The organism is uncultured Winogradskyella sp. (assembly GCF_947495255.1).
GTDB lineage: Bacteria > Bacteroidota > Bacteroidia > Flavobacteriales > Flavobacteriaceae > Winogradskyella.
Window position 1 is genome coordinate 36,039 of the sequence record NZ_CANLYI010000007.1, and the last position, 18,823, is coordinate 54,861.

The window sequence follows — 18,823 nt, forward strand, 5'->3', positions numbered from 1 at the left end:
TAATAACGATGATTATTTTAGAATTAATGGTACCCTATTTTAGTTATAATTAAGGCAATACAACCTAAAATAATTAAAATATAAAGCATACTTAACTTCCTATTGCTACATAGAATAAGACCAGATATAGCAAGTAATGACATAAAGCCGGTTTCGAGCCTTGTACAAAGAACTCCAATAATCATAGCTATAAAAATAAGATGTGTCCATTTATTTTTCGGCTTCAGTAATATTGCCATGGCAACTATAAATTCTACTATAATTGTAAGCCAAACAAGCATAACGCTTATAACTCTAAGCTTTGGAAAAACATTTTTTAAAATGATACTCTCACCTAAATTAGGGTCAGTTCCATGTAAAAGTTTTAAACTTTCTGTATTACTGTTTGCTAGCTCTACACTGTCTGGAAAAAATCTAAAGAAATACTTAAACAATGCACCAAGATTTAAAGCGTGATAATAAAAATCACCATTAATAAATTGACTTGATGATACCTTGTGAACAACTGACGCTAGTACAACAATAACAGCCAGTATTTGAATATTTTTTATAAAAATACGTTGTTGGTTATGATAAGAATAAAGAATTACTGAAAGCACCATAAAAATCAACATAAAATGATGATTGGCTACCCAGTAATAAGAATAAAAAAGATCAATTAAAAGAAGAAGAAAAACCATAATCCAAACAATAGGATGTTTTGTTTTATTTCTAAATAATAACCATGTTATTAACCCAACAGAAATTACAGGTATTTTCCAAAATATTTGATTTTCTCCTAAGATAAAAAGATAAGCTAAGAGCATTAACAGCAGCATTAGCTTTCCTAAATAGACTTGGTCTTTTAACTTAATTTGTATGTCTGACCAATATTTCACAAACCTGATTTATTTAAATGAATCTCACCTGCTAAAACTCTTGTATAAATTCCATTTTCTGAATTAACTATAGGCTTCCATATTTGCACATCTATACTATCTTTTTTTGAAGTTTTCAGCACTAATTCAGCAGCTTTTTTAAGATTTGTTTCATTTGGCATTACCATTAAATGCCCTAAAGTAAACTTCATTTCGGAGTTATCCTTCACTAAAGAATCAACAGACATACCAGGAATATAAATTTGATTATAGAAATAATGAATCTCTGTGTACATACCATATCCTCCACCTTTCCATCTACTAAGCTCCTTTGTATTGACCAAAAATAATTGAATAACCACAACAATAATTGCAAGGCTAGGAATGCCATATTTTAATAAAAATTCTTTTGTTGTCTTAGTCATTTTTAAAAATGATTCACAAGCGTGATGAAAATGAAAGTTTTGTAAACTTAACAAAACATCTTTTTACAAGGAAACTTATAAATTAATATACCTTATCTGCTAAACTAAATTTCATAAAAAAGACCTTTCTGGTTATAAACGAGAAAGGTCTTAATACATAAAACTACTTGTTTTATTTTGTCTTCGGTTTTGTTTTTTTAGTTGACTTCGCCTTAGGCTTCGTCTTAACTATTGACTTAGATTTTACTATTTTTTTAGATTTAGGTGTTACCTTGTTTTCATACTTAAAAACAATCATGCCTAATGGTGGAATATCAATTTCAATTGATTGATCTCTAAAATGCCAAGGGTCTGCTTTAGTCGTTTTTACCTTATTACTGTATTGACCGCTTCCAAAATACGTCTTTAAATCACTATTAAATACTTCTTTCAACTTCCCTTTCCTAGGAACACCTAATTTGTATTTTTCTTTAGGAACTGGTGTCATATTACAAGCAATGACTAAATTATCATTCTCATTATTACCTTTTCTAATATAGGTAAAAACTGAATTCTTAGAATCGCCATAATCTATCCACTCAAAACCTTCCTCAGAAAATTGTTTTTCGTACAGAGCAGGTTCGTTCTTGTAAAGTATATTTAAATCTTTTACTAATTCTTGAACACCTTTATGAGGAGCATATTGTAATAAATGCCAATCCAAACTGCCTTCAAAATTCCATTCGCTACTTTGCCCAAATTCTGAACCTTGAAATAATAATTTCGTTCCAGGATGTGTAAACATGTAACTATACAATAATCTTAAGTTAGCAAAACGTTGCCACTCATCACCTGGCATTCTTCCTAAGATTGATTTTTTTCCGTAAACGACTTCATCATGACTTAAAGGCAACATAAAATTTTCGGTAAACGCATAAGTCATTGAAAACGTTAAGTCGTTTTGATGAAATTGTCTATAAACTGGTTCTTTTGTAAAATACTGAAGCGTATCATGCATCCAACCCATCATCCATTTCATACCAAAGCCTAAACCTCCCATAAATGTCGGTTTAGAAACCATAGGAAACGCAGTTGACTCCTCTGCTATTGTTTGTACATTTGGAAAAGCAGAATATACAGCTTCATTCATTTCTCTCAAAAACGACATCGCTTCAAGATTCTCTCTTCCTCCAAACATATTTGGTTCCCATTCGCCATCTTCTCTACTGTAATCTAAAAATAGCATAGAAGCTACTGCATCTACGCGCAATCCATCTGCATGGTATTGGTCTAACCAAAAAATTGCATTACTAATTAAGAACGATTTCACTTCATTACGACCGTAATTAAAGATTAAACTTTTCCAATCGTTGTGATATCCCTTTTTTGGATCTGGATGCTCATAAAGCGCTGAACCATCAAACAAACCAAGTCCATGGGCATCTTCTGGAAAATGCGATGGTACCCAATCTAAAATAATACCAATATCATTTTGGTGAAATTTATCAACTAATAATTTAAATTCTTCAGGATAACCAAATCGCGATGTTGGTGCAAAATATCCAGTAACCTGATAACCCCAAGATGGATCATAAGGAAACTCCATAACAGGCATTAGTTCTACATGTGTAAAATTCATATCTTTTACATAAGAAACCAATTCATCTGCCATTTCTAAATAAGACATAAAACGACCTTCTTCAACTTTCTTTTTCCAAGATCCTAAATGTACTTCGTAAACAGAAAATGGAGCGTCTAGAGCATTATTAGCTTTACGCTTTTTCATCCATTTAGTATCTTTCCATGTATATGGCTCTTCCCAAACAATTGATGCTGTCTTAGGATTATGCTCATATCGTCTTGCATAAGGATCCGCTTTTTCCGTTTTTATACCATTATGATTACTCTCTATTTTGTATTTGTATTTACTACCTTTTCCTACTCCTGGTATAAACCCTTCCCAGATTCCGCTAGAATCCCAACGTACACTTAACTTATGCTCTCCTTCTGTCCAAAAATTAAAATCTCCGATGACTGAAACCATTTGTGCACTTGGTGCCCAAACTGCAAAATAAACACCTTCAACTCCGTTGACTGTTGTAATATGAGAACCAAATTTTTCGTATAAACGATAATGTTTTCCAGATTTAAATAAATCAATATCAAAATCAGTGAACAAACTATAATTGATAACTTCTGCCATCTATTGTATAAAAATTATTTAACTGATTATTGTTCCTTTTGGTATAGTAGCGCCTTTTTTCACTACTACAATTCCGTCTTTAATAAGATAATTATCAGTTTCTATATCTTTTAAATGCTTCCCTCCTTCTATCCTTACATCATCTCCAATTCTACAGTTCATATCAATGATACAATTGTTTATGAAACACCTATCACCAATACCGAGAATATTTTCAATTTTTTTAGCTTCTATATCACGTAACGATTCATATGAATCATTACCCATCATATAGGTATTTTGTATAACAGAACCTTTACCTATCCTAGATCTAATACCAATAACACTTCTTTCAATTCTTTCTGCTTGTATAATACAACCATCAGATATAACAGATTTATTTACAACAGTATTAGATATCTTAGATGTTGGCAGAATTCTTGCTCTTGTATAAACTCTATTTTTATCGTATAAATTAAATTTAGGAATATCGTCTGTTAAACCAAGATTGGCTTCAAAAAAAGATTCAATTGTTCCAATATCTGTCCAGTAGCCTTCATATTGGTAACTAAGTGTCTTATGATCATGTATAGCCTGAGGAATAATCTCTTTACCAAAATCTATGGTATCTGGATTACTCATCAAATCAATTAACAAATCTCTGTTAAAAATATAAATACCCATTGAAGCAAGGTAGTTTCTTCCTTCATTTTTCATTTCATCACTTACCTCAGATGTCCAATCTGGTAATAAATCTGCTGCAGGTTTTTCAATAAAAGATGTAATAATATTTTCTTCGTTGGTTTTTAAAAGTCCAAAGCCTGTAGCATCTTTAGCATTTACAGGATAAGTTGCAATTGTGATTTCTGCATTACTTTCTTTGTGTTTTTGAATCATATCCTCTAAATCCATATTGTATAATTGATCTCCAGAAAGAATTAATGCATATTCAAAATCATTTTTAAGAAAGTGTTGCATACTTTGCCTAACCGCATCTGCTGTACCTTGAAACCACTTATCACTTTGCATAGTTTGTTCTGCAGCTAAAACATCTACAAATGCACTACTAAAAAAACTAAAATGATATGTGTTTTTTATATGCTGATTTAGAGATGCTGAATTAAATTGTGTTAACACGTACATCCTTTTTATGTTAGAATTAATACAGTTAGAAATGGGAATATCTACTAATCTGTATTTACCCGCAATTGGTACTGCTGGCTTGGATCTATCTGCTGTTAATGGATATAACCTAGATCCTTGGCCACCACCTAAAATAATTGATAGTACACTTTCGTTAATCATAATTTATATTTTTAGTTGTTTAGTTATTTTGTTATAGTTATGGACTTATATAATTGCATATATTTTTCAGCAGAATTACCCCAAGAATGGTCTATCTGCATGATTCTTTTTTTCGTCTTTTTAAGTTCTTTTTTATTTGAATAAAATTCTACTGCTCTTTCTATAGAAAAACAAATATCCTTTACTGAAGCATCTTGATGCACAAACCCGAACCCATCATTTTCTATATCTATAATAGTATCTTTTAATCCGCCTATATTTCTTACAATAGGAATAGTTCCATATCTTAATGAATACATTTGGTTTAATCCACAAGGCTCTACTCGAGATGGCATTAATAAAAAATCTGCGCCTGCATAAATTATGTGAGATAATCTCTCATCGTAACCTATATAAGCATTATATTTTCCTTGGTATTCTCTTTTTAAAACCTCTAAGCGACCTTCCGTAAGTTTATCACCAGATCCTAGAAGCAATATTGAAATATCATTGTTTTTTAAAGCAATATCAAAAGCATCAGGAAATAAATCTGACCCTTTTTCACCTACTAAACGCCCAATAAAAGCAAATAATGGCTTGTCTGCATCAAATTTATATTCTGAACATAACCCCTTTTTATTCGCCAATTTACCTGCTTCTACTGTTGTAGACTTATAATTTTTAATAAGGTAACTATCTGTTTCTGGGTTCCAAACTTCTGTATCAACGCCATTTAAAATCCCTACAGCTTTTGCACTTTCTGCTCTTAATAGACTTTCTAATCCATTTGCATTAACCATAAGTTCTTCCATATAACTTGGAGAAACCGTAGTAACACGCCAAGCACATTTTATTGCTGAAGCTAAAGGGTTTATAATTCCATTCCAATCTAATAAACCTACATTATTATTATCAAAATCTGGTACTTTGTACAAATGGTGATAATTAAACCAACCTTGATATTGCGCATTATGGATAGTCGTTATAACAGGTATTTTATTTAAAGAACTATACTTATAACTCTCTTGTGCCATAAAAGGAATTAATCCTGTATGGTGATCATGGCAATGAATATATTCTGGCTTTTTCTTTAAAGTTAAAATCCAATCTAATGCAGCAATCTGAAAAGCTAAAAATCGGTCAACATCGTCATCAGAGTAAACATAATCTCTAAATAATAAAGATGGTATATGAATAAAGAAAACATCAAAATCTAATACATCAGATGTTAATTTTAGAACATTAAAATCATGCTCAACATAACCTAAACGAATCTTAGAACTAAAAATGGATTCAAACTCATGCTTTCTTGTAAATACATTATCATAAAAAGGCATAATAACGCTGCTATCTGCACCTAATTGGTTCTGATATTTTGGCAAAGCACCAACTACATCTGCAAGTCCTCCAACTTTAGCTACTGGATAACATTCTGCGCTTATATGCACTATTTTCATTAGTTATTATTTAGTATTAGTTTCTAAATTTAACAATTAATTTATTAAAGAACACCATCATTTTGATAAAATATTAAATTAAAAAAAATCATAGATTTTGTAATGAATTAGTTTACTTTTCGACCTAACAAGCATAAAAAAAAACAAAATTTACAATATGAAAAACATACTATCACTTCTCGTTTTTGTTTTACTATTTAATTGTAATTCTTCAGCGCAAAAAAAGGAAACTACTGAAAAAGAAACCTTTGAAATCACTAAAACTGAAGCTGAATGGAAAGCACAATTAACTAAAGAGCAATACTTTGTTTTAAGAGAAGCTGGTACAGAACGACCATTCTCTAGTCCATTAAACAAAAAATACGAAAAGGGAGTTTATCATTGTGCAGCTTGTAATACACCATTATTTAAAAGCGAACATAAATTTGATTCTGGATCTGGATGGCCAAGCTTTGATCGAGAAATTGAAGGTAATGTCGCCTTTGGTACAGATACCAAAATTGGCTATACAAGAGATGAAGAACATTGTGCAACTTGTGGTGGACACTTAGGTCATGTATTTAACGATGGACCAAAAGAAACCACAGGAAAGCGACACTGTATAAATGGAGATGCCTTAAAATTTGTAGCTACTGAAGAGTAACTAATTGTGTTATAAATATAAAAGCTGAATAGCGATATAATATCTAATTATTCTAATAATGAGTTTAATAGATAATGTATCGCTATTTTTATAAGACAAAACTTAATACAATGGAGTCTTCTTACTTATCAAGTGCAATTAAACAATTTGAATATTACAAAAGTCTTGGTGACAAAACCATAAACAAACTTTCGTTTGAAGAGTTAAAAAAAGAATTTGCAACAGACTCTAATTCTATCGCAATTATCGTAAAACATCTTGTTGGAAATATGCAGAGTAGATGGCTAAACTTTTTAACTGAAGATGGTGAAAAAAAATGGCGAAAGCGCGATGAAGAATTTATAGACGACTTTAACTCTAAAGACGAATTATTAGCTGCTTGGCAACAAGGTTGGGAATGCTTGTTTAAAGCTATTAAACCACTCACCAAAAACAACCTAGAGCAGATTATCTATATTAGAAACCAAGGCCACTCTGTAACCGAAGCAATTAACCGACAAATGATGCACTATGCTTATCATATAGGACAAATTGTATTTATAGGTAAGTTAATAAAAGGTAAAAACTGGCAATCATTATCTATTGCAAAAGGCCAATCTAAAACATATAATAAATCAAAATTTAAAGAAGATAAAAGCCGCAAGCATTTTACTGACGACATTTAATTAATTAATAATTCTGTTAACCGAAAATTAGAACTAACTAATTACATTTTATATTCTGAATTTCATATTTTTGTATCTTCAATGAATTAAATTAAAAAACTTACGCATGAGTAAATACGATATTATTGTTTTAGGAAGTGGTCCTGGTGGTTATGTTGCAGCTATAAGAGCTTCGCAATTAGGTTTAAAAACAGCCATTATTGAAAAAGAAAGTTTAGGTGGTATCTGCCTAAATTGGGGTTGTATACCAACAAAAGCACTTTTAAAGTCTGCTCAAGTTTTTGAATACTTAAAACATGCCGAAGATTACGGATTAAAAGTACAAGGTGCTGAGCACGATTTTGATGCTGTTGTAAAACGTAGTCGTGGTGTTGCTGATGGTATGAGCAATGGTGTTAAGTTTTTAATGAAGAAAAACAAAATCGACGTTATTGAAGGTTTCGGGACACTTAAAACCGGAAAGAAAATTGATGTTGATGGTACAGAATATTCTGCTGACCATATTATCATTGCAACAGGCGCACGCTCTAGAGAATTACCAAGTTTACCACAAGATGGTAAAAAAGTAATTGGTTACAGACAAGCCATGAGTTTAGAAACACAACCTAAGAAATTAATTGTTGTAGGTTCTGGAGCTATTGGAGTTGAGTTTGCATATTTCTACAATTCAATGGGAACTGAAGTTACTATTGTAGAATACTTAGATAAAATTGTACCAGTTGAAGATAATGAAGTTTCTAGGCAATTAGAGCGTAGCTTCAAGAAAAATGGTATAAAAATAATGACTTCTGCGGAAGTTACGTCTGTGGATACATCTGGTAAAGGTGTTAAAGCTACAGTAAAAACTAAAAAAGGAGAAGAAATATTAGAAGCTGACATATTATTATCTGCTGTTGGTATTAAATCTAATATTGAAAACATAGGATTAGAAGATGTTGGTATTGCTGTTGATAGAGATAAAATCTTAGTAAATAGTTTCTACCAAACTAATATTCCTGGCTACTACGCTATTGGAGATGTAACTCCAGGACAAGCATTAGCACACGTTGCTTCAGCAGAAGCTATTCTTTGTGTTGAGAAAATTGCAGGTCAGCACGTAGAAGCTTTAGATTACGGAAACATTCCTGGTTGTACGTATTGTACTCCAGAAATTGCATCTGTTGGTTTAACAGAAGAGCAAGCAAAAGCACAAGGATTAGATGTAAAGATTGGTAAATTCCCATTCTCTGCTTCTGGTAAAGCAAGTGCTGCTGGTAATAAAGAAGGTTTTGTAAAAGTAATTTTCGATGCCAAATATGGCGAATGGTTAGGTTGTCATATGATTGGTGCAGGAGTTACTGATATGATTGCAGAAGCAGTTTTAGGTCGTAAGTTAGAAACTACTGGTCATGAAGTATTAAAAACAGTTCACCCTCACCCAACAATGAGTGAAGCAGTTATGGAAGCTGTTGCTGCAGCATATGATGAAGTTATTCATTTATAGAAGTTTAGACTTCTACAATATTAAATATAAAAAATGCGATTCAGTTTTGAATCGCATTTTTTTGTTACCTAAAAACGGTATCCAGACCTTAACATAAAACTGGAACTTGATCCAAAATTATAATCATAAATATTACTAGTTTGGTTAATCTGGTAATTAAACAAACCTTCTAAATACATATCATTATTTAAATCATAATGTAAGCCCGTAGAAAGCGACACACCTACTTCACTTGCTAAACCAGCATTAGTTCTGTAAAAATCAAACTTAACTCCAGACATAATACTCAGTTTGTCTGTAACTTTAATTTTCAATAGAACAGGTATTTCTATTAAACCTATTTCGAAATTTACAAATTCAAACTGTCTTGCTGTTAATAATACATTTTTGGAGAGAAAAATCCCGTTGACTTCTAAATTCCAGTTTTGTGAAGCGAAATCTTCTTGCAAAGTTTTAAATTGAGATATTTTTTGACCAAAACAAATTGTAGTAGTCATAAAATAAAGACCTATTGTCGACATAAAAACTGTAAAATTTCTTTTATTAATTTTCATGATTTTAAAATTTAAATCCTACACCAACACTAACGGTTCTACTCTTTCCATAATGATTAAAATCAAAAGGCATTGCAAACTGGTCTGTAAAGCCATGTTTGTAACGAGCATCTATAAACCAATGCGAATTAATATTATACTGTAAACCTAAAATTAATGCACCTCCAAATTCTTTGTCCGCATTAAAAGAATTAGTATTACTGTGAAAAGAGTAACTTAATTCTGCACCTCCATATATTTCAAACTTATCTGAAATTTGATACTTTAAAAGTAAAGGGACTTCTAATAAAGAATGATGAGAGTAATTTGTTTCTAGTCGAATACCTAGTTTATCTGAAATATTGGTTTCAACAAAAAGTCCAGCATATAGATTTATCTTATCATAACGATATTCACTAGCTCTTAGATTAAAATGACTGTAACCATGCCTTATACCAAAATCGAAAGTTTTCGATTTTGCAGTTAGAGAATCTTGAGCCAAGATAGTTGAAATTGAAAAAAAAAAGTAATGAAGTAAAAATAAAGTTTTTCATAATTAACTGATTGTTAGTTGTTAATAGTCACAAACCTACTTTGGTCAGATGTTAATTAATACTAACTAAATCACAATTAAAATAAAACTTGGAGTTAATTAAATGTGAATTATCTTAAAATTTAAAGAAAACTCACAATAGCCAAATCGTAGCTCAGCAAACCAAAACCAAGAATAACACCTTTTGCATTAGGCGAAATATAAGATTGATGCCTAAACTCCTCTCTAGAAAATGTATTTGAAATATGAACTTCTACCACAGCTGAAGAAATAGCCTTAATAGCATCTCCAATTCCTATTGATGTATGCGTATATGCTGCTGCATTAAGAATAATACCATCATAAGAAAAACCTACTTCCTGAATTTTATCAATGAGCTCTCCTTCTATATTAGATTGATAATATTCTAGCTCTACTTGTGGAAACTTTTTCCTTAAAACCTCTAAGTAATTTGCAAAGGTTTGACTGCCATAAATCTCTGGTTCTCTTTTCCCTAAAAGATTCAAATTAGGGCCATTAATAATAATAAGTTTTTTCATACAATAAAAAAAATAACACACTACATATCAGAAATATAAGATAGTGCTCAATTAAAACTTAAAAAGCTAATTTAGAGTTAATATTAATAACGTTAAAAAGGCAAGATTTGAAAATATTTTTGCGTAAAAACCTTCTTCATATTTATAAATAAATTCTATATTTGAAAACTAATCAAATTAATTATAATTATGAAAAAAAACTTATTAAAAGGTGCTTTCGTAGCATTCGCAGCATTATCATTAACAGCTTGTTCAATCACTATGCCAGTTACTGCAACTAGTAATTCTGTAGGTTCTAAAGTTGGTAAATCTTCTGCAACTGTTGTATTAGGTTTCGCTTTTGACGAAGATGCAAGTATCAAAACTGCTGCAAAGCAAGGAGGTATCTCTAAAATTTCTACTGTAGACATTAAAATCAAAAACGTTTTAGGTCTTATCGTTACTTATGAAACTATCATCACTGGTGAATAATTTTAAGTACATAAAAAAAGTGGGTAGAGTTTCTTTACCCATTTTTTTTTATTTCTTTTTTAGCTGTAGCAACGTTTCCCAAAAGGAAATTACGCTTTTCGATGGCCATGTTTATCTTCTAAAAGAAGGTGAAACAGAGATTAACAAAACAGGTGTTGAAGTTAATGAGTCTGGTGAACTAAAGACTATTTTTAATAAAAGTGATTTAGTCTTATATAAAGCCATAAAACATAAGGATTACAATACCTATCTTTTTATAGATTTAGACTCTACTATTGTAAAAGAAAATATTTACAAAACTAAGTCTATAAACACAAGTAAAATTGTACTTTACCAACATATGGTAGATTCTTTAAGTGAAATCACAGGAATAACGATTTTAAAGAATGATAAATTTGAAAACAGATTTTCTCAAGATTCCTTATCGCAACAACGATTTATAATTTCAACTGACACAGATGTTAAAAATAAATAAGCTTCCTTTTCTCATATTCATTGCATTCATTACGTTTAGCACCTATAATTGTGGTGGAATAAAACCGGCTGCAACAGGAAAAATATCTAAATATGTTGAAGATTTTTTTCTAGGCGATGGTAAAATGCAATACTTTGTGAAACCATTAGAATACGTTAGTACAACGGAAGATGAATCAGCACTAGATGCTACATTTAGGAGAGCAGACAAAAAAAATGACTCTGTTACTGTTAACTTCTCAGTTTTACTAAACAAAAACAATACAGTAAATAAAGTTGTTATTAAAAATGGTGAAAGTGAATATGTCTCTGAATCTGTTCAAACATTTTTTACTCAAAAAGAAGATGAAAAGATTCTACATAGACTGAGTATTAAAACAACTTATGCAGATTATAAAACGTATTTATTGAACCAAACACATTCTATTACTGTATCAACTAAAGACGAATCTGAAACAATTTCTCTTACTAAAAAATCAAAACAAAACATTGAGAAAATTATTCTCATTTTAGATGATTTGTTATAGAAATAATCAATTCTGTTAATCGATTCACAACTAACTTTTTCATAGTTTTATGAATTGAGATTCTAGTACTATTTTCCTTAATTTTGACTATGAAATGGAATCAAGCCATAACAGATTACAAGAACTATCTTAAAATAGAACGCGGTCTTTCAATAAACTCTATAGAAAACTACTGTTATGACATTAAAAAATTAATTAAATATTTAGAAGCACATAGCATAACTGAAACTCCTATTTTAATAGAAAATACGGTTGTAAAAGATTTTATTTATTCCATTTCAAAATCTATAAATCCAAGATCACAAGCACGGTTAATTTCTGGTCTTCGCAATTTCTTTGATTATTTAATTTTTGAAAATTATAGAGAAACAAATCCTTTAGATTTAATAGAGTCTCCAAGAATTGGGAGAAAACTACCAGATACATTATCTATAAAAGACATAGACAATTTGATTAATGCTATAGATTTAAGTCACCAATATAACGGTGTTAATCTTGGCGAAAGAAATAGAGCCATTATTGAGACTTTATACAGTTGCGGATTACGAGTAAGTGAATTAATTAACTTAAAAATATCCGACTTATTTTTTGAAGAAGGTTTTATTAAGGTTACAGGTAAAGGTGATAAACAACGATTTGTACCAATTGGAGCATCTACGCAGAAATTTATAAATATTTGGTTAAGCATAAGAAATCATATCGAAGTACATACAGATTCTAAAGACATACTTTTTCTAAATTACAAAGGCAAAAAATTAACACGCGCTATGATTTTTACAATTATAAAGAAGTTAGTTGAAATCACTGGATTAAATAAAACAGTTTCTCCTCACACATTTAGACATTCCTTTGCAACACATTTATTAGAAAATGGTGCAGATTTACGTGCCATACAGATGATGTTAGGACATGAAAGCATCACAACAACCGAAATCTACATGCATGTTGACCGTTCGCATTTAAGCGAAGTGTTAAATAAATTTCATCCTAGAAAGTAATATAAAAAGTTTAACTTTATCCGTGACAAATTTTTGCCTCCTGTGTCTTAATACAAAGTAATATTTCATGAAACTCTCCGATTTTAACCTAACAAACTACAAGTCAAAATTTTACGAAAAAAACAAACTTTCTAATGAAAATTTGGATGATAGTAAACATAAAATTGCATTAGAGATTTCAAATGTTGGACTTTGGGATTGGGATGTTACAAGTAATAAAGTTTTTTATTCAAAAGAATCAAAGCAAATCATTGGTTACGACGAAGACGATTTAAAAAACACTTCTAAATTTTGGGATAGTAAAGTACATCCTGATGATAAGGAAAGTTACTTTAGTGATTTTAAATCTCATCTAAATGGAGATGTCGATATTTATGAAAATAAATATCGTATTCTTTGTAAATCTGGTGTTTATAAATGGGTTTTAGATAAAGGTAAAATTATAGAACGAGATGAAAATGGCAAACCTACTCGTATAATTGGCACACATACAGATATTACAAATTTAAAAAACACAGAAGATAAGCTCAATAAAAACCTTCAGCTTATCACAAGTCAGAATAAGAGATTGTATAATTTCACCCATATTGTTTCTCACAATTTAAAGACACACATTGGTAATTTTAAAAATATTTTAGAATTTTATGAGGAAGCAAAAACAGAAATTGAAAAAGAAGATTTAGTTCTTCATTTAAAATCTATTTCAGATTCGTTAACCAGTACAATTGTAGATTTAGATGATATAATAAGTATAAAATCTAAAGCCCAGGTTAATCAAATAAATGAGCGCGTTTATTTACATAATTGCTGTAATAAAATAATAGAAAGCCTAAGTATTGATAGCCAAAATAAAGGAGTTACGATACATAATGCACTGCGTAAAGACGAAGTTATATTATCTAACAAATCTTACCTAGATAGTATATTTTATAATATCATTTCTAACGGAATTAAATATTCTGACCCAAACAAAAAATCTCAAATAATTATTCAGTCTGTTCATACTAAGAGTCATATAAAAATACTCATTTCTGATAACGGCATCGGAATAGATATGGATAAATTTAAAGGGCAAATATTTGAAATGTACCAAACTTTTCACGGTACAATGAGGCAAGACTCAAGAGGTGTTGGTTTGTATATTACAAAAACACAAGTAGACGCTTTACAGGGTGAGATACAAATAGAAAGTAAGTTGGATGAAGGGACTGCTTTCTCACTTACTTTTCCAAAACAAAAATAGTTTCGATTTAGTACCTATTTAAAATTATTCAGAATTAAAATACATCATAAAAAAAGTACCTTTATTTTTAGTAAAGGCACTTTTTAATTTATATAAGTTTATAAGTTTACTTTGCAATATTGACTGCTCTAGTTTCTCTTATCACAGTCACTTTTACTTGTCCTGGATACGTCATGTCTGTTTGAATTTTTTGAGAAATCTCAAATGATAAGCTAGCTGCTTTCTCATCGGTTACTTTTTCACTTTCAACTATTACACGTAACTCTCTACCTGCTTGTATCGCATAAGCTTTCTTTACACCTGTAAACCCAAAAGCAACATCTTCTAAATCTTTTAAACGTTGTATGTAAGAATCTAATACCTGACGTCTTGCTCCTGGTCTTGCTCCAGAAATAGCATCACATACTTGTATAATTGGTGATAACAATGTTGTCATCTCTATTTCATCGTGGTGAGCACCAATAGCATTACAAACCTCCGGTTTTTCACCATGCTTTTCTGCCCATTGCATACCTAAAATAGCATGAGGTGTTTCTACATCTGTTTCAGACGATGGCACTTTCCCTATATCATGCAATAAACCTGCTCTTTTAGCTAGTTTAGGATTTAAACCTAATTCTGCAGCCATTACACCACAAAGCTTAGCAACTTCTCTAGAGTGCTGCAGTAAGTTCTGTCCGTAAGAAGAACGGTATTTCATACGACCTACCATCTTAATTAATTCAGGATGTAAACCATGAATTCCTAAATCGATAACTGTACGCTTACCAACTTCTATTATTTCTTGTTCAATTTGTTTTTCTGTCTTTCTTACAACTTCTTCAATTCGTGCAGGATGTATTCTTCCATCTGTTACTAATTTGTGTAAAGATAAACGTGCAATTTCACGTCTTACAGAATCAAAACAAGATAAGATAATTGCTTCTGGTGTATCATCTACAATAATCTCTACACCTGTTGCAGCTTCAATAGCTCTAATATTTCTACCTTCTCTACCAATAATACGACCTTTAACGTCATCAGACTCTATATTAAATACAGATACACAGTTATCTACTGCTTCTTCTGTACCAATACGTTGAATAGTATTAATAATTATTTTTTTAGCTTCTTGCTGAGCGGTAAGTTTAGCCTCTTCTACTCTATCTTGTATAAAAGCCATAGCATCTGTTTTAGCTTCCTCTTTTAAAGATTCTACTAACTGAGATTTAGCCTCTTCTGCAGATAACGCAGATATTACTTCTAACTGCTTTATTTGACTCTTATGTGCCTTTTCTACTTCCTCTTGTTTCTTCTCAAGGAATTCATTTCTATAATCGTAATCTTTAATTTTAGCCTCTAAAGATTGGTTAGACTTCTTAGTTTTATTTAGCTCATTAGAAATTTGAGATTCTTTATCTCTAATACGCTTTTCAGCTTCAGCCATTTTCTTATCGCGAGAAAGTATTACTTTTTCGTGCTCAGCTTTTAACTCAATAAATTTTTCTTTAGCCTGAAGTATTTTATCCTTCTTAATAGATTCTCCCTCAGATTTTGCTTGTTTTAATATTGATTTAGATTCACTTTCTGCATTCGTAATTAGCTTAGATGCTTTACCTTTTTCTAATGATTTTGCTATAATATATCCTAGTATTACTCCTAATACTACGGCTCCAACTATATAAATAATTGTATTGCTGTCCATTGTTTATTGTTTAGTTTAGTATATAAAAAAAGCCTATATCAGTTAGCGGTTTTGTATAAACTCCTTAAAAACAAGTTTAGGGCTAACAAGCTGATCAAAAATCTGTCTAAGATACTGAAACGAGTTCAGCACTAACAGCACGATTTTACAACTTAAACTCACCCTTTTTAAAGAATTGATCGTTGAGTTTATCAAAAAATGTAACTAATATAGGCAGTAACCTTATTTTATTTTAAAGAACGTACGAGTTAAATATGTTGATTTAAAAGTTCATTTAAAGCTTCTAACTTTTCCTGAACCTCTTCATTAACATACTCTTTATCTATTGATTTTTGCTCTACTTGAGCCGCAAATTGTAAAGCGCACATTGCCAAAACATCTTGCTTATCTCTTACAGAGTAATTCTGCTCAAACTGTCCTATCATAGCCTCAATCTTCTTTGTGGCCTTACGTAAACCTTCTTCTTGAACCGGATTTATCGTTAACGGATAAACTCTATTAGCTATAGAAAGTTTAATTTTTAATTGATCTGACATATAATCTAAATTCACACCTTTTTATTCCGATAATTGCCCTATACAATGGTCAATATCCCTAATTAGTGCATTTATTTTGAGCTTTGTTTCTCGTTTATTTTCGTCACTACCAAGCATTGAATTTGCCATTTTGAGGGTATCATACTTATCTACCCAACCAGCAATCTCTTCTTGCTGCTCCAAAAGCTTTTGCTGCTGCTGTTCTAACTGATTAGAGAGTTTAGCGTTGGTTTGTTTTAAAACCTCTTGCTTATGTAAAATCTTACTGATTTTATTCTCTAAAGCATCAACAATGTCTTCTATTTTACTCATTAAAGCAATTCAATACTATTGAAACAAAGTTAACATACCAATTGTAAAAACACAATTCTTTTGTGATTATTTTTTTATTCATGTAAAGTCAAAAGAATTAACACGTTAACTAAGAGTCTAAAATTAAAAGCTTTAATTATAACTTAAAGAATTGTCCATAAAGACTTCAAAAATCTCTATCACAAATTAAACTTAAAGAACTACGTCTAAAAAATAATACACTTTTATCATTTGTAATTCGTTATCAAATTAATATTTTAGCTGTTCTAGTCCATTATATGAAACAATTTTTCCTTTTTTTTTTAATTTCTTGCTCTATTTATGGGCAAAATGAATACCCTCAAGATTATTTTAGAAATCCATTAGATATACCAATAGTGCTAGCTGGAACTTTTGCAGAGTTACGATCTACACATTTTCATGGTGGTTTAGATATTAAAACAAAAAGAAAAGAAGGTCTAAAAGTGCATGCAGCTGCTGAAGGCTATATAAGTCGAATAAAAATTTCGCATTTTGGCTACGGAAAAGCAATTTATATTACACACCCTAATGGTTACACAACTGTATATGGACATCTTCAAAAATTATCTAAACGACTTGAGGCATATATAAAACAATGCCAATACGACAAGGAGAGTTTTGAAGTAGAAGTTTTCCCTCATTCTGAAGAACTTTTAATTGACACCAACGAAGTAATAGCATATTCTGGTAATACAGGAAGTTCTGGAGGGCCTCACCTCCATTTTGAAATTAGAGACAACGAAGAACGTCCAATGAATCCGCTTCTGTTTGGTTTACAAGTACAAGATACAAAAGCACCTTCGGTTACGGCAGTATTTGCATACCCAAAAGACAAAAACGCAATAATAAACGGTAAAAACAAGCGTACACAATTACGCTTAATTCCCCAGAGCACTGGTGACTTTACTGTGGAAGAAATATCAGCAATTGGTGAAATTGGATTTGGTGTTACATCTTACGACAAACAAGATTTAGCACCTAATAATAATGGTGTAAGTAATATACAAACCATATTTAATGGTAATAGAAGTTTTGAAATTGATTTTAAACGCTTCAGTTTTGATGAAACCAAACATATAAAGCGTTTTGTTGACTACGATTACTTTAAGACGAAAAAATCTAGAATTCAAAAATTATTCGTTGAGCCTAATAACCCATTGAGCATGTATAAAGATGTACATGACAATGGTTATGTTTTAGTCGAAGACAGTACAGCGAGTGTTTATAAAATTAGAATTAGAGATTATCACAATAACGAAACTTGGGTAACAATACCAGTAAAGGGCAAGCCTCAAACTGTAAAACAAGATAGTTTAGTCGACTTATCAGATAAATCCATAGTTTACAGTGACAAGGCAACAATCTTAAAGTCGGGTTTTGTTACCGTTAATTTTTATGAAAATACAGTGTACGATGATACGTATTTAGAGTTTAAAGTGAGCTCAGACACACTTTTTCTTCATGAAGACAAAATACCACTCCAAAAGAATTTCTATATTAATTACGACTTAAGCAACTATAAATCTGAACATCAAGACAAGGTTTTTATAGCGAACTTATATGGTTACTATAAAAAACCGAGCTATGTTACCACAACGAGAAAAGGCAATATTTTAAGTGCACGAAGTAAAAGATTAGGTATTTATGCCTTGGCAATGGATACAGTATCGCCTACTATAAAACCTGTAAATTTTCAAGATAAAAAGTGGCTGAGTAAGTATCGTTATTTAAAAGTTAAGATTGCAGATGATTTATCTGGTATTAGCAAATACAGAGCAACAGTAAACGGACATTGGATTTTAATGGAATACGATTATAAAACCAATACCTTAACACACGATTTTAATGATAATATTGTTAAAGACACCAAGAACGAATTAAAAATAATAGTGACAGATAATGTGGGAAATAGTTCTACATTTGAAGCTATATTTTATAGAAAATAAAACTAAACTAT

At 30.7% G+C, this 18,823-nt stretch carries 20 protein-coding genes and 1 other RNA gene; 9 read left to right on the forward strand and 12 right to left on the reverse strand.

Annotation, left to right across the window (positions count from 1 at the left end; genetic code table 11):
• Window positions 1-23 precede the first annotated feature (23 nt).
• The 5 genes from Q0807_RS12175 to Q0807_RS12195 form a co-directional block, all read right to left on the reverse strand.
• Window positions 24-878 (reverse strand): hypothetical protein, encoded by an 855-nt coding sequence (locus Q0807_RS12175; protein WP_299110281.1) that lies wholly within the window; start codon window positions 876-878, stop codon window positions 24-26.
• Entirely contained in the window at window positions 875-1,282 is a 408-nt protein-coding gene (locus Q0807_RS12180) for a hypothetical protein (RefSeq protein WP_299110283.1), read from the reverse strand. The genes Q0807_RS12175 and Q0807_RS12180 overlap by 4 nt, the downstream gene beginning before the upstream one ends.
• Window positions 1,283-1,454: 172 nt before the next feature.
• Window positions 1,455-3,464, reverse strand: coding sequence for a 1,4-alpha-glucan branching protein GlgB (gene glgB, locus Q0807_RS12185; protein WP_299110285.1), 2,010 nt, complete (start codon window positions 3,462-3,464; stop codon window positions 1,455-1,457).
• An 18-nt stretch (window positions 3,465-3,482) separates the two neighbouring features.
• Window positions 3,483-4,748: a glucose-1-phosphate adenylyltransferase gene (locus Q0807_RS12190; protein WP_299110287.1), complete on the reverse strand. Its 1,266-nt coding sequence runs from the start codon at window positions 4,746-4,748 to the stop codon at window positions 3,483-3,485.
• A gap of 23 nt (window positions 4,749-4,771) precedes the next feature.
• Entirely contained in the window at window positions 4,772-6,184 is a 1,413-nt protein-coding gene (locus tag Q0807_RS12195) for a glycogen synthase (protein WP_299110289.1), read from the reverse strand.
• Between the two features lie 157 nt (window positions 6,185-6,341).
• Between Q0807_RS12195 and msrB the strand changes: the two genes are divergently transcribed.
• The 3 genes from msrB to lpdA all read left to right on the forward strand — a co-directional run bounded on the left by msrB (window position 6,342) and on the right by lpdA (window position 8,975).
• On the forward strand, window positions 6,342-6,827 hold the full coding sequence (gene msrB, locus Q0807_RS12200) for a peptide-methionine (R)-S-oxide reductase MsrB (RefSeq protein WP_299110291.1): 486 nt from the start codon (window positions 6,342-6,344) through the stop codon (window positions 6,825-6,827).
• A 110-nt stretch (window positions 6,828-6,937) separates the two neighbouring features.
• A complete protein-coding gene (locus tag Q0807_RS12205; RefSeq protein WP_299110292.1) occupies window positions 6,938-7,492 on the forward strand; it encodes a DinB family protein in 555 nt (184 codons plus the stop codon).
• A 106-nt stretch (window positions 7,493-7,598) separates the two neighbouring features.
• Window positions 7,599-8,975 (forward strand): dihydrolipoyl dehydrogenase, encoded by a 1,377-nt coding sequence (gene lpdA, locus Q0807_RS12210; RefSeq protein WP_299110293.1) that lies wholly within the window; start codon window positions 7,599-7,601, stop codon window positions 8,973-8,975.
• A gap of 68 nt (window positions 8,976-9,043) precedes the next feature.
• Here lpdA and Q0807_RS12215 read toward each other — a convergent pair whose 3' ends face one another.
• The 3 genes from Q0807_RS12215 to aroQ form a co-directional block, all read right to left on the reverse strand.
• Complete coding sequence (locus Q0807_RS12215; protein WP_299110294.1) at window positions 9,044-9,529, reverse strand: hypothetical protein; 486 nt, start codon at window positions 9,527-9,529, stop codon at window positions 9,044-9,046.
• A 4-nt stretch (window positions 9,530-9,533) separates the two neighbouring features.
• Complete coding sequence (locus Q0807_RS12220; protein ID WP_299110295.1) at window positions 9,534-10,010, reverse strand: outer membrane beta-barrel protein; 477 nt, start codon at window positions 10,008-10,010, stop codon at window positions 9,534-9,536.
• A 173-nt stretch (window positions 10,011-10,183) separates the two neighbouring features.
• Window positions 10,184-10,600 carry a type II 3-dehydroquinate dehydratase gene (gene aroQ, locus Q0807_RS12225; protein WP_299110296.1) on the reverse strand — a complete coding sequence of 139 codons (417 nt, stop codon included), beginning with the start codon at window positions 10,598-10,600 and terminating at the stop codon, window positions 10,184-10,186.
• Between the two features lie 189 nt (window positions 10,601-10,789).
• Here aroQ and Q0807_RS12230 point away from each other — a divergent pair, with 189 nt between their 5' ends.
• From Q0807_RS12230 to Q0807_RS12250, 5 genes are all read left to right on the forward strand, one after another.
• Window positions 10,790-11,071 (forward strand): TRL-like family protein, encoded by a 282-nt coding sequence (locus Q0807_RS12230; protein WP_299101680.1) that lies wholly within the window; start codon window positions 10,790-10,792, stop codon window positions 11,069-11,071.
• The gene (locus Q0807_RS12235) at window positions 11,046-11,546 is read left to right on the forward strand and encodes a hypothetical protein (RefSeq protein WP_299110297.1); all 501 of its coding nucleotides are present in this window, start codon (window positions 11,046-11,048) and stop codon (window positions 11,544-11,546) included. The genes Q0807_RS12230 and Q0807_RS12235 overlap by 26 nt, the downstream gene beginning before the upstream one ends.
• Window positions 11,530-12,072: a hypothetical protein gene (locus tag Q0807_RS12240; RefSeq protein WP_299110298.1), complete on the forward strand. Its 543-nt coding sequence runs from the start codon at window positions 11,530-11,532 to the stop codon at window positions 12,070-12,072. The genes Q0807_RS12235 and Q0807_RS12240 overlap by 17 nt, the downstream gene beginning before the upstream one ends.
• 89 nt (window positions 12,073-12,161) lie before the next feature.
• The gene (gene xerA / locus Q0807_RS12245) at window positions 12,162-13,070 is read left to right on the forward strand and encodes a site-specific tyrosine recombinase/integron integrase (protein ID WP_299110299.1); all 909 of its coding nucleotides are present in this window, start codon (window positions 12,162-12,164) and stop codon (window positions 13,068-13,070) included.
• Between the two features lie 67 nt (window positions 13,071-13,137).
• Window positions 13,138-14,313 (forward strand): PAS domain-containing sensor histidine kinase, encoded by a 1,176-nt coding sequence (locus Q0807_RS12250; RefSeq protein ID WP_299110300.1) that lies wholly within the window; start codon window positions 13,138-13,140, stop codon window positions 14,311-14,313.
• Between the two features lie 106 nt (window positions 14,314-14,419).
• Here the strand turns inward: Q0807_RS12250 and rny are convergent, their stop codons facing one another.
• From rny to Q0807_RS12270, 4 genes are all read right to left on the reverse strand, one after another.
• On the reverse strand, window positions 14,420-15,997 hold the full coding sequence (gene rny / locus Q0807_RS12255) for a ribonuclease Y (protein WP_299110301.1): 1,578 nt from the start codon (window positions 15,995-15,997) through the stop codon (window positions 14,420-14,422).
• Between the two features lie 57 nt (window positions 15,998-16,054).
• Window positions 16,055-16,185, reverse strand: a non-coding RNA gene (ssrS, locus tag Q0807_RS12260) — 6S RNA.
• 60 nt (window positions 16,186-16,245) lie between these two features.
• Window positions 16,246-16,533, reverse strand: a complete 288-nt coding sequence (locus Q0807_RS12265) for a cell division protein ZapA (protein ID WP_299110302.1) — start codon at window positions 16,531-16,533, stop codon at window positions 16,246-16,248.
• Window positions 16,534-16,554: 21 nt separating this feature from the next.
• Entirely contained in the window at window positions 16,555-16,845 is a 291-nt protein-coding gene (locus Q0807_RS12270) for a hypothetical protein (protein ID WP_299110303.1), read from the reverse strand.
• A 278-nt stretch (window positions 16,846-17,123) separates the two neighbouring features.
• Between Q0807_RS12270 and Q0807_RS12275 the strand changes: the two genes are divergently transcribed.
• Window positions 17,124-18,812, forward strand: a complete 1,689-nt coding sequence (locus tag Q0807_RS12275) for a M23 family metallopeptidase (protein ID WP_299110304.1) — start codon at window positions 17,124-17,126, stop codon at window positions 18,810-18,812.
• The last annotated feature ends 11 nt before the right edge of the window (window positions 18,813-18,823 follow it).

Bases quoted from the DNA above. Each gene is read 5' to 3' on its own strand.
- Q0807_RS12265 (WP_299110302.1), bottom strand. From the start codon at position 16,533: ATGTCAGATCAATTAAAAATTAAACTTTCTATAGCTAATAGAGTTTAT.
- Q0807_RS12205 (WP_299110292.1), top strand. From the start codon at position 6,938: ATGGAGTCTTCTTACTTATCAAGTGCAATTAAACAATTTGAATATTAC.
- Q0807_RS12195 (WP_299110289.1), bottom strand. From the start codon at position 6,184: ATGAAAATAGTGCATATAAGCGCAGAATGTTATCCAGTAGCTAAAGTT.
- aroQ (WP_299110296.1), bottom strand. From the start codon at position 10,600: ATGAAAAAACTTATTATTATTAATGGCCCTAATTTGAATCTTTTAGGG.
- lpdA (WP_299110293.1), top strand. From the start codon at position 7,599: ATGAGTAAATACGATATTATTGTTTTAGGAAGTGGTCCTGGTGGTTAT.
- Q0807_RS12180 (WP_299110283.1), bottom strand. From the start codon at position 1,282: ATGACTAAGACAACAAAAGAATTTTTATTAAAATATGGCATTCCTAGC.
- Q0807_RS12270 (WP_299110303.1), bottom strand. From the start codon at position 16,845: ATGAGTAAAATAGAAGACATTGTTGATGCTTTAGAGAATAAAATCAGT.
- Q0807_RS12235 (WP_299110297.1), top strand. From the start codon at position 11,046: ATGAAACTATCATCACTGGTGAATAATTTTAAGTACATAAAAAAAGTG.
- rny (WP_299110301.1), bottom strand. From the start codon at position 15,997: ATGGACAGCAATACAATTATTTATATAGTTGGAGCCGTAGTATTAGGA.
- Q0807_RS12215 (WP_299110294.1), bottom strand. From the start codon at position 9,529: ATGAAAATTAATAAAAGAAATTTTACAGTTTTTATGTCGACAATAGGT.
- msrB (WP_299110291.1), top strand. From the start codon at position 6,342: ATGAAAAACATACTATCACTTCTCGTTTTTGTTTTACTATTTAATTGT.
- xerA (WP_299110299.1), top strand. From the start codon at position 12,162: ATGAAATGGAATCAAGCCATAACAGATTACAAGAACTATCTTAAAATA.
- Q0807_RS12250 (WP_299110300.1), top strand. From the start codon at position 13,138: ATGAAACTCTCCGATTTTAACCTAACAAACTACAAGTCAAAATTTTAC.
- Q0807_RS12190 (WP_299110287.1), bottom strand. From the start codon at position 4,748: ATGATTAACGAAAGTGTACTATCAATTATTTTAGGTGGTGGCCAAGGA.
- glgB (WP_299110285.1), bottom strand. From the start codon at position 3,464: ATGGCAGAAGTTATCAATTATAGTTTGTTCACTGATTTTGATATTGAT.
- Q0807_RS12275 (WP_299110304.1), top strand. From the start codon at position 17,124: ATGAAACAATTTTTCCTTTTTTTTTTAATTTCTTGCTCTATTTATGGG.
- Q0807_RS12240 (WP_299110298.1), top strand. From the start codon at position 11,530: ATGTTAAAAATAAATAAGCTTCCTTTTCTCATATTCATTGCATTCATT.
- Q0807_RS12230 (WP_299101680.1), top strand. From the start codon at position 10,790: ATGAAAAAAAACTTATTAAAAGGTGCTTTCGTAGCATTCGCAGCATTA.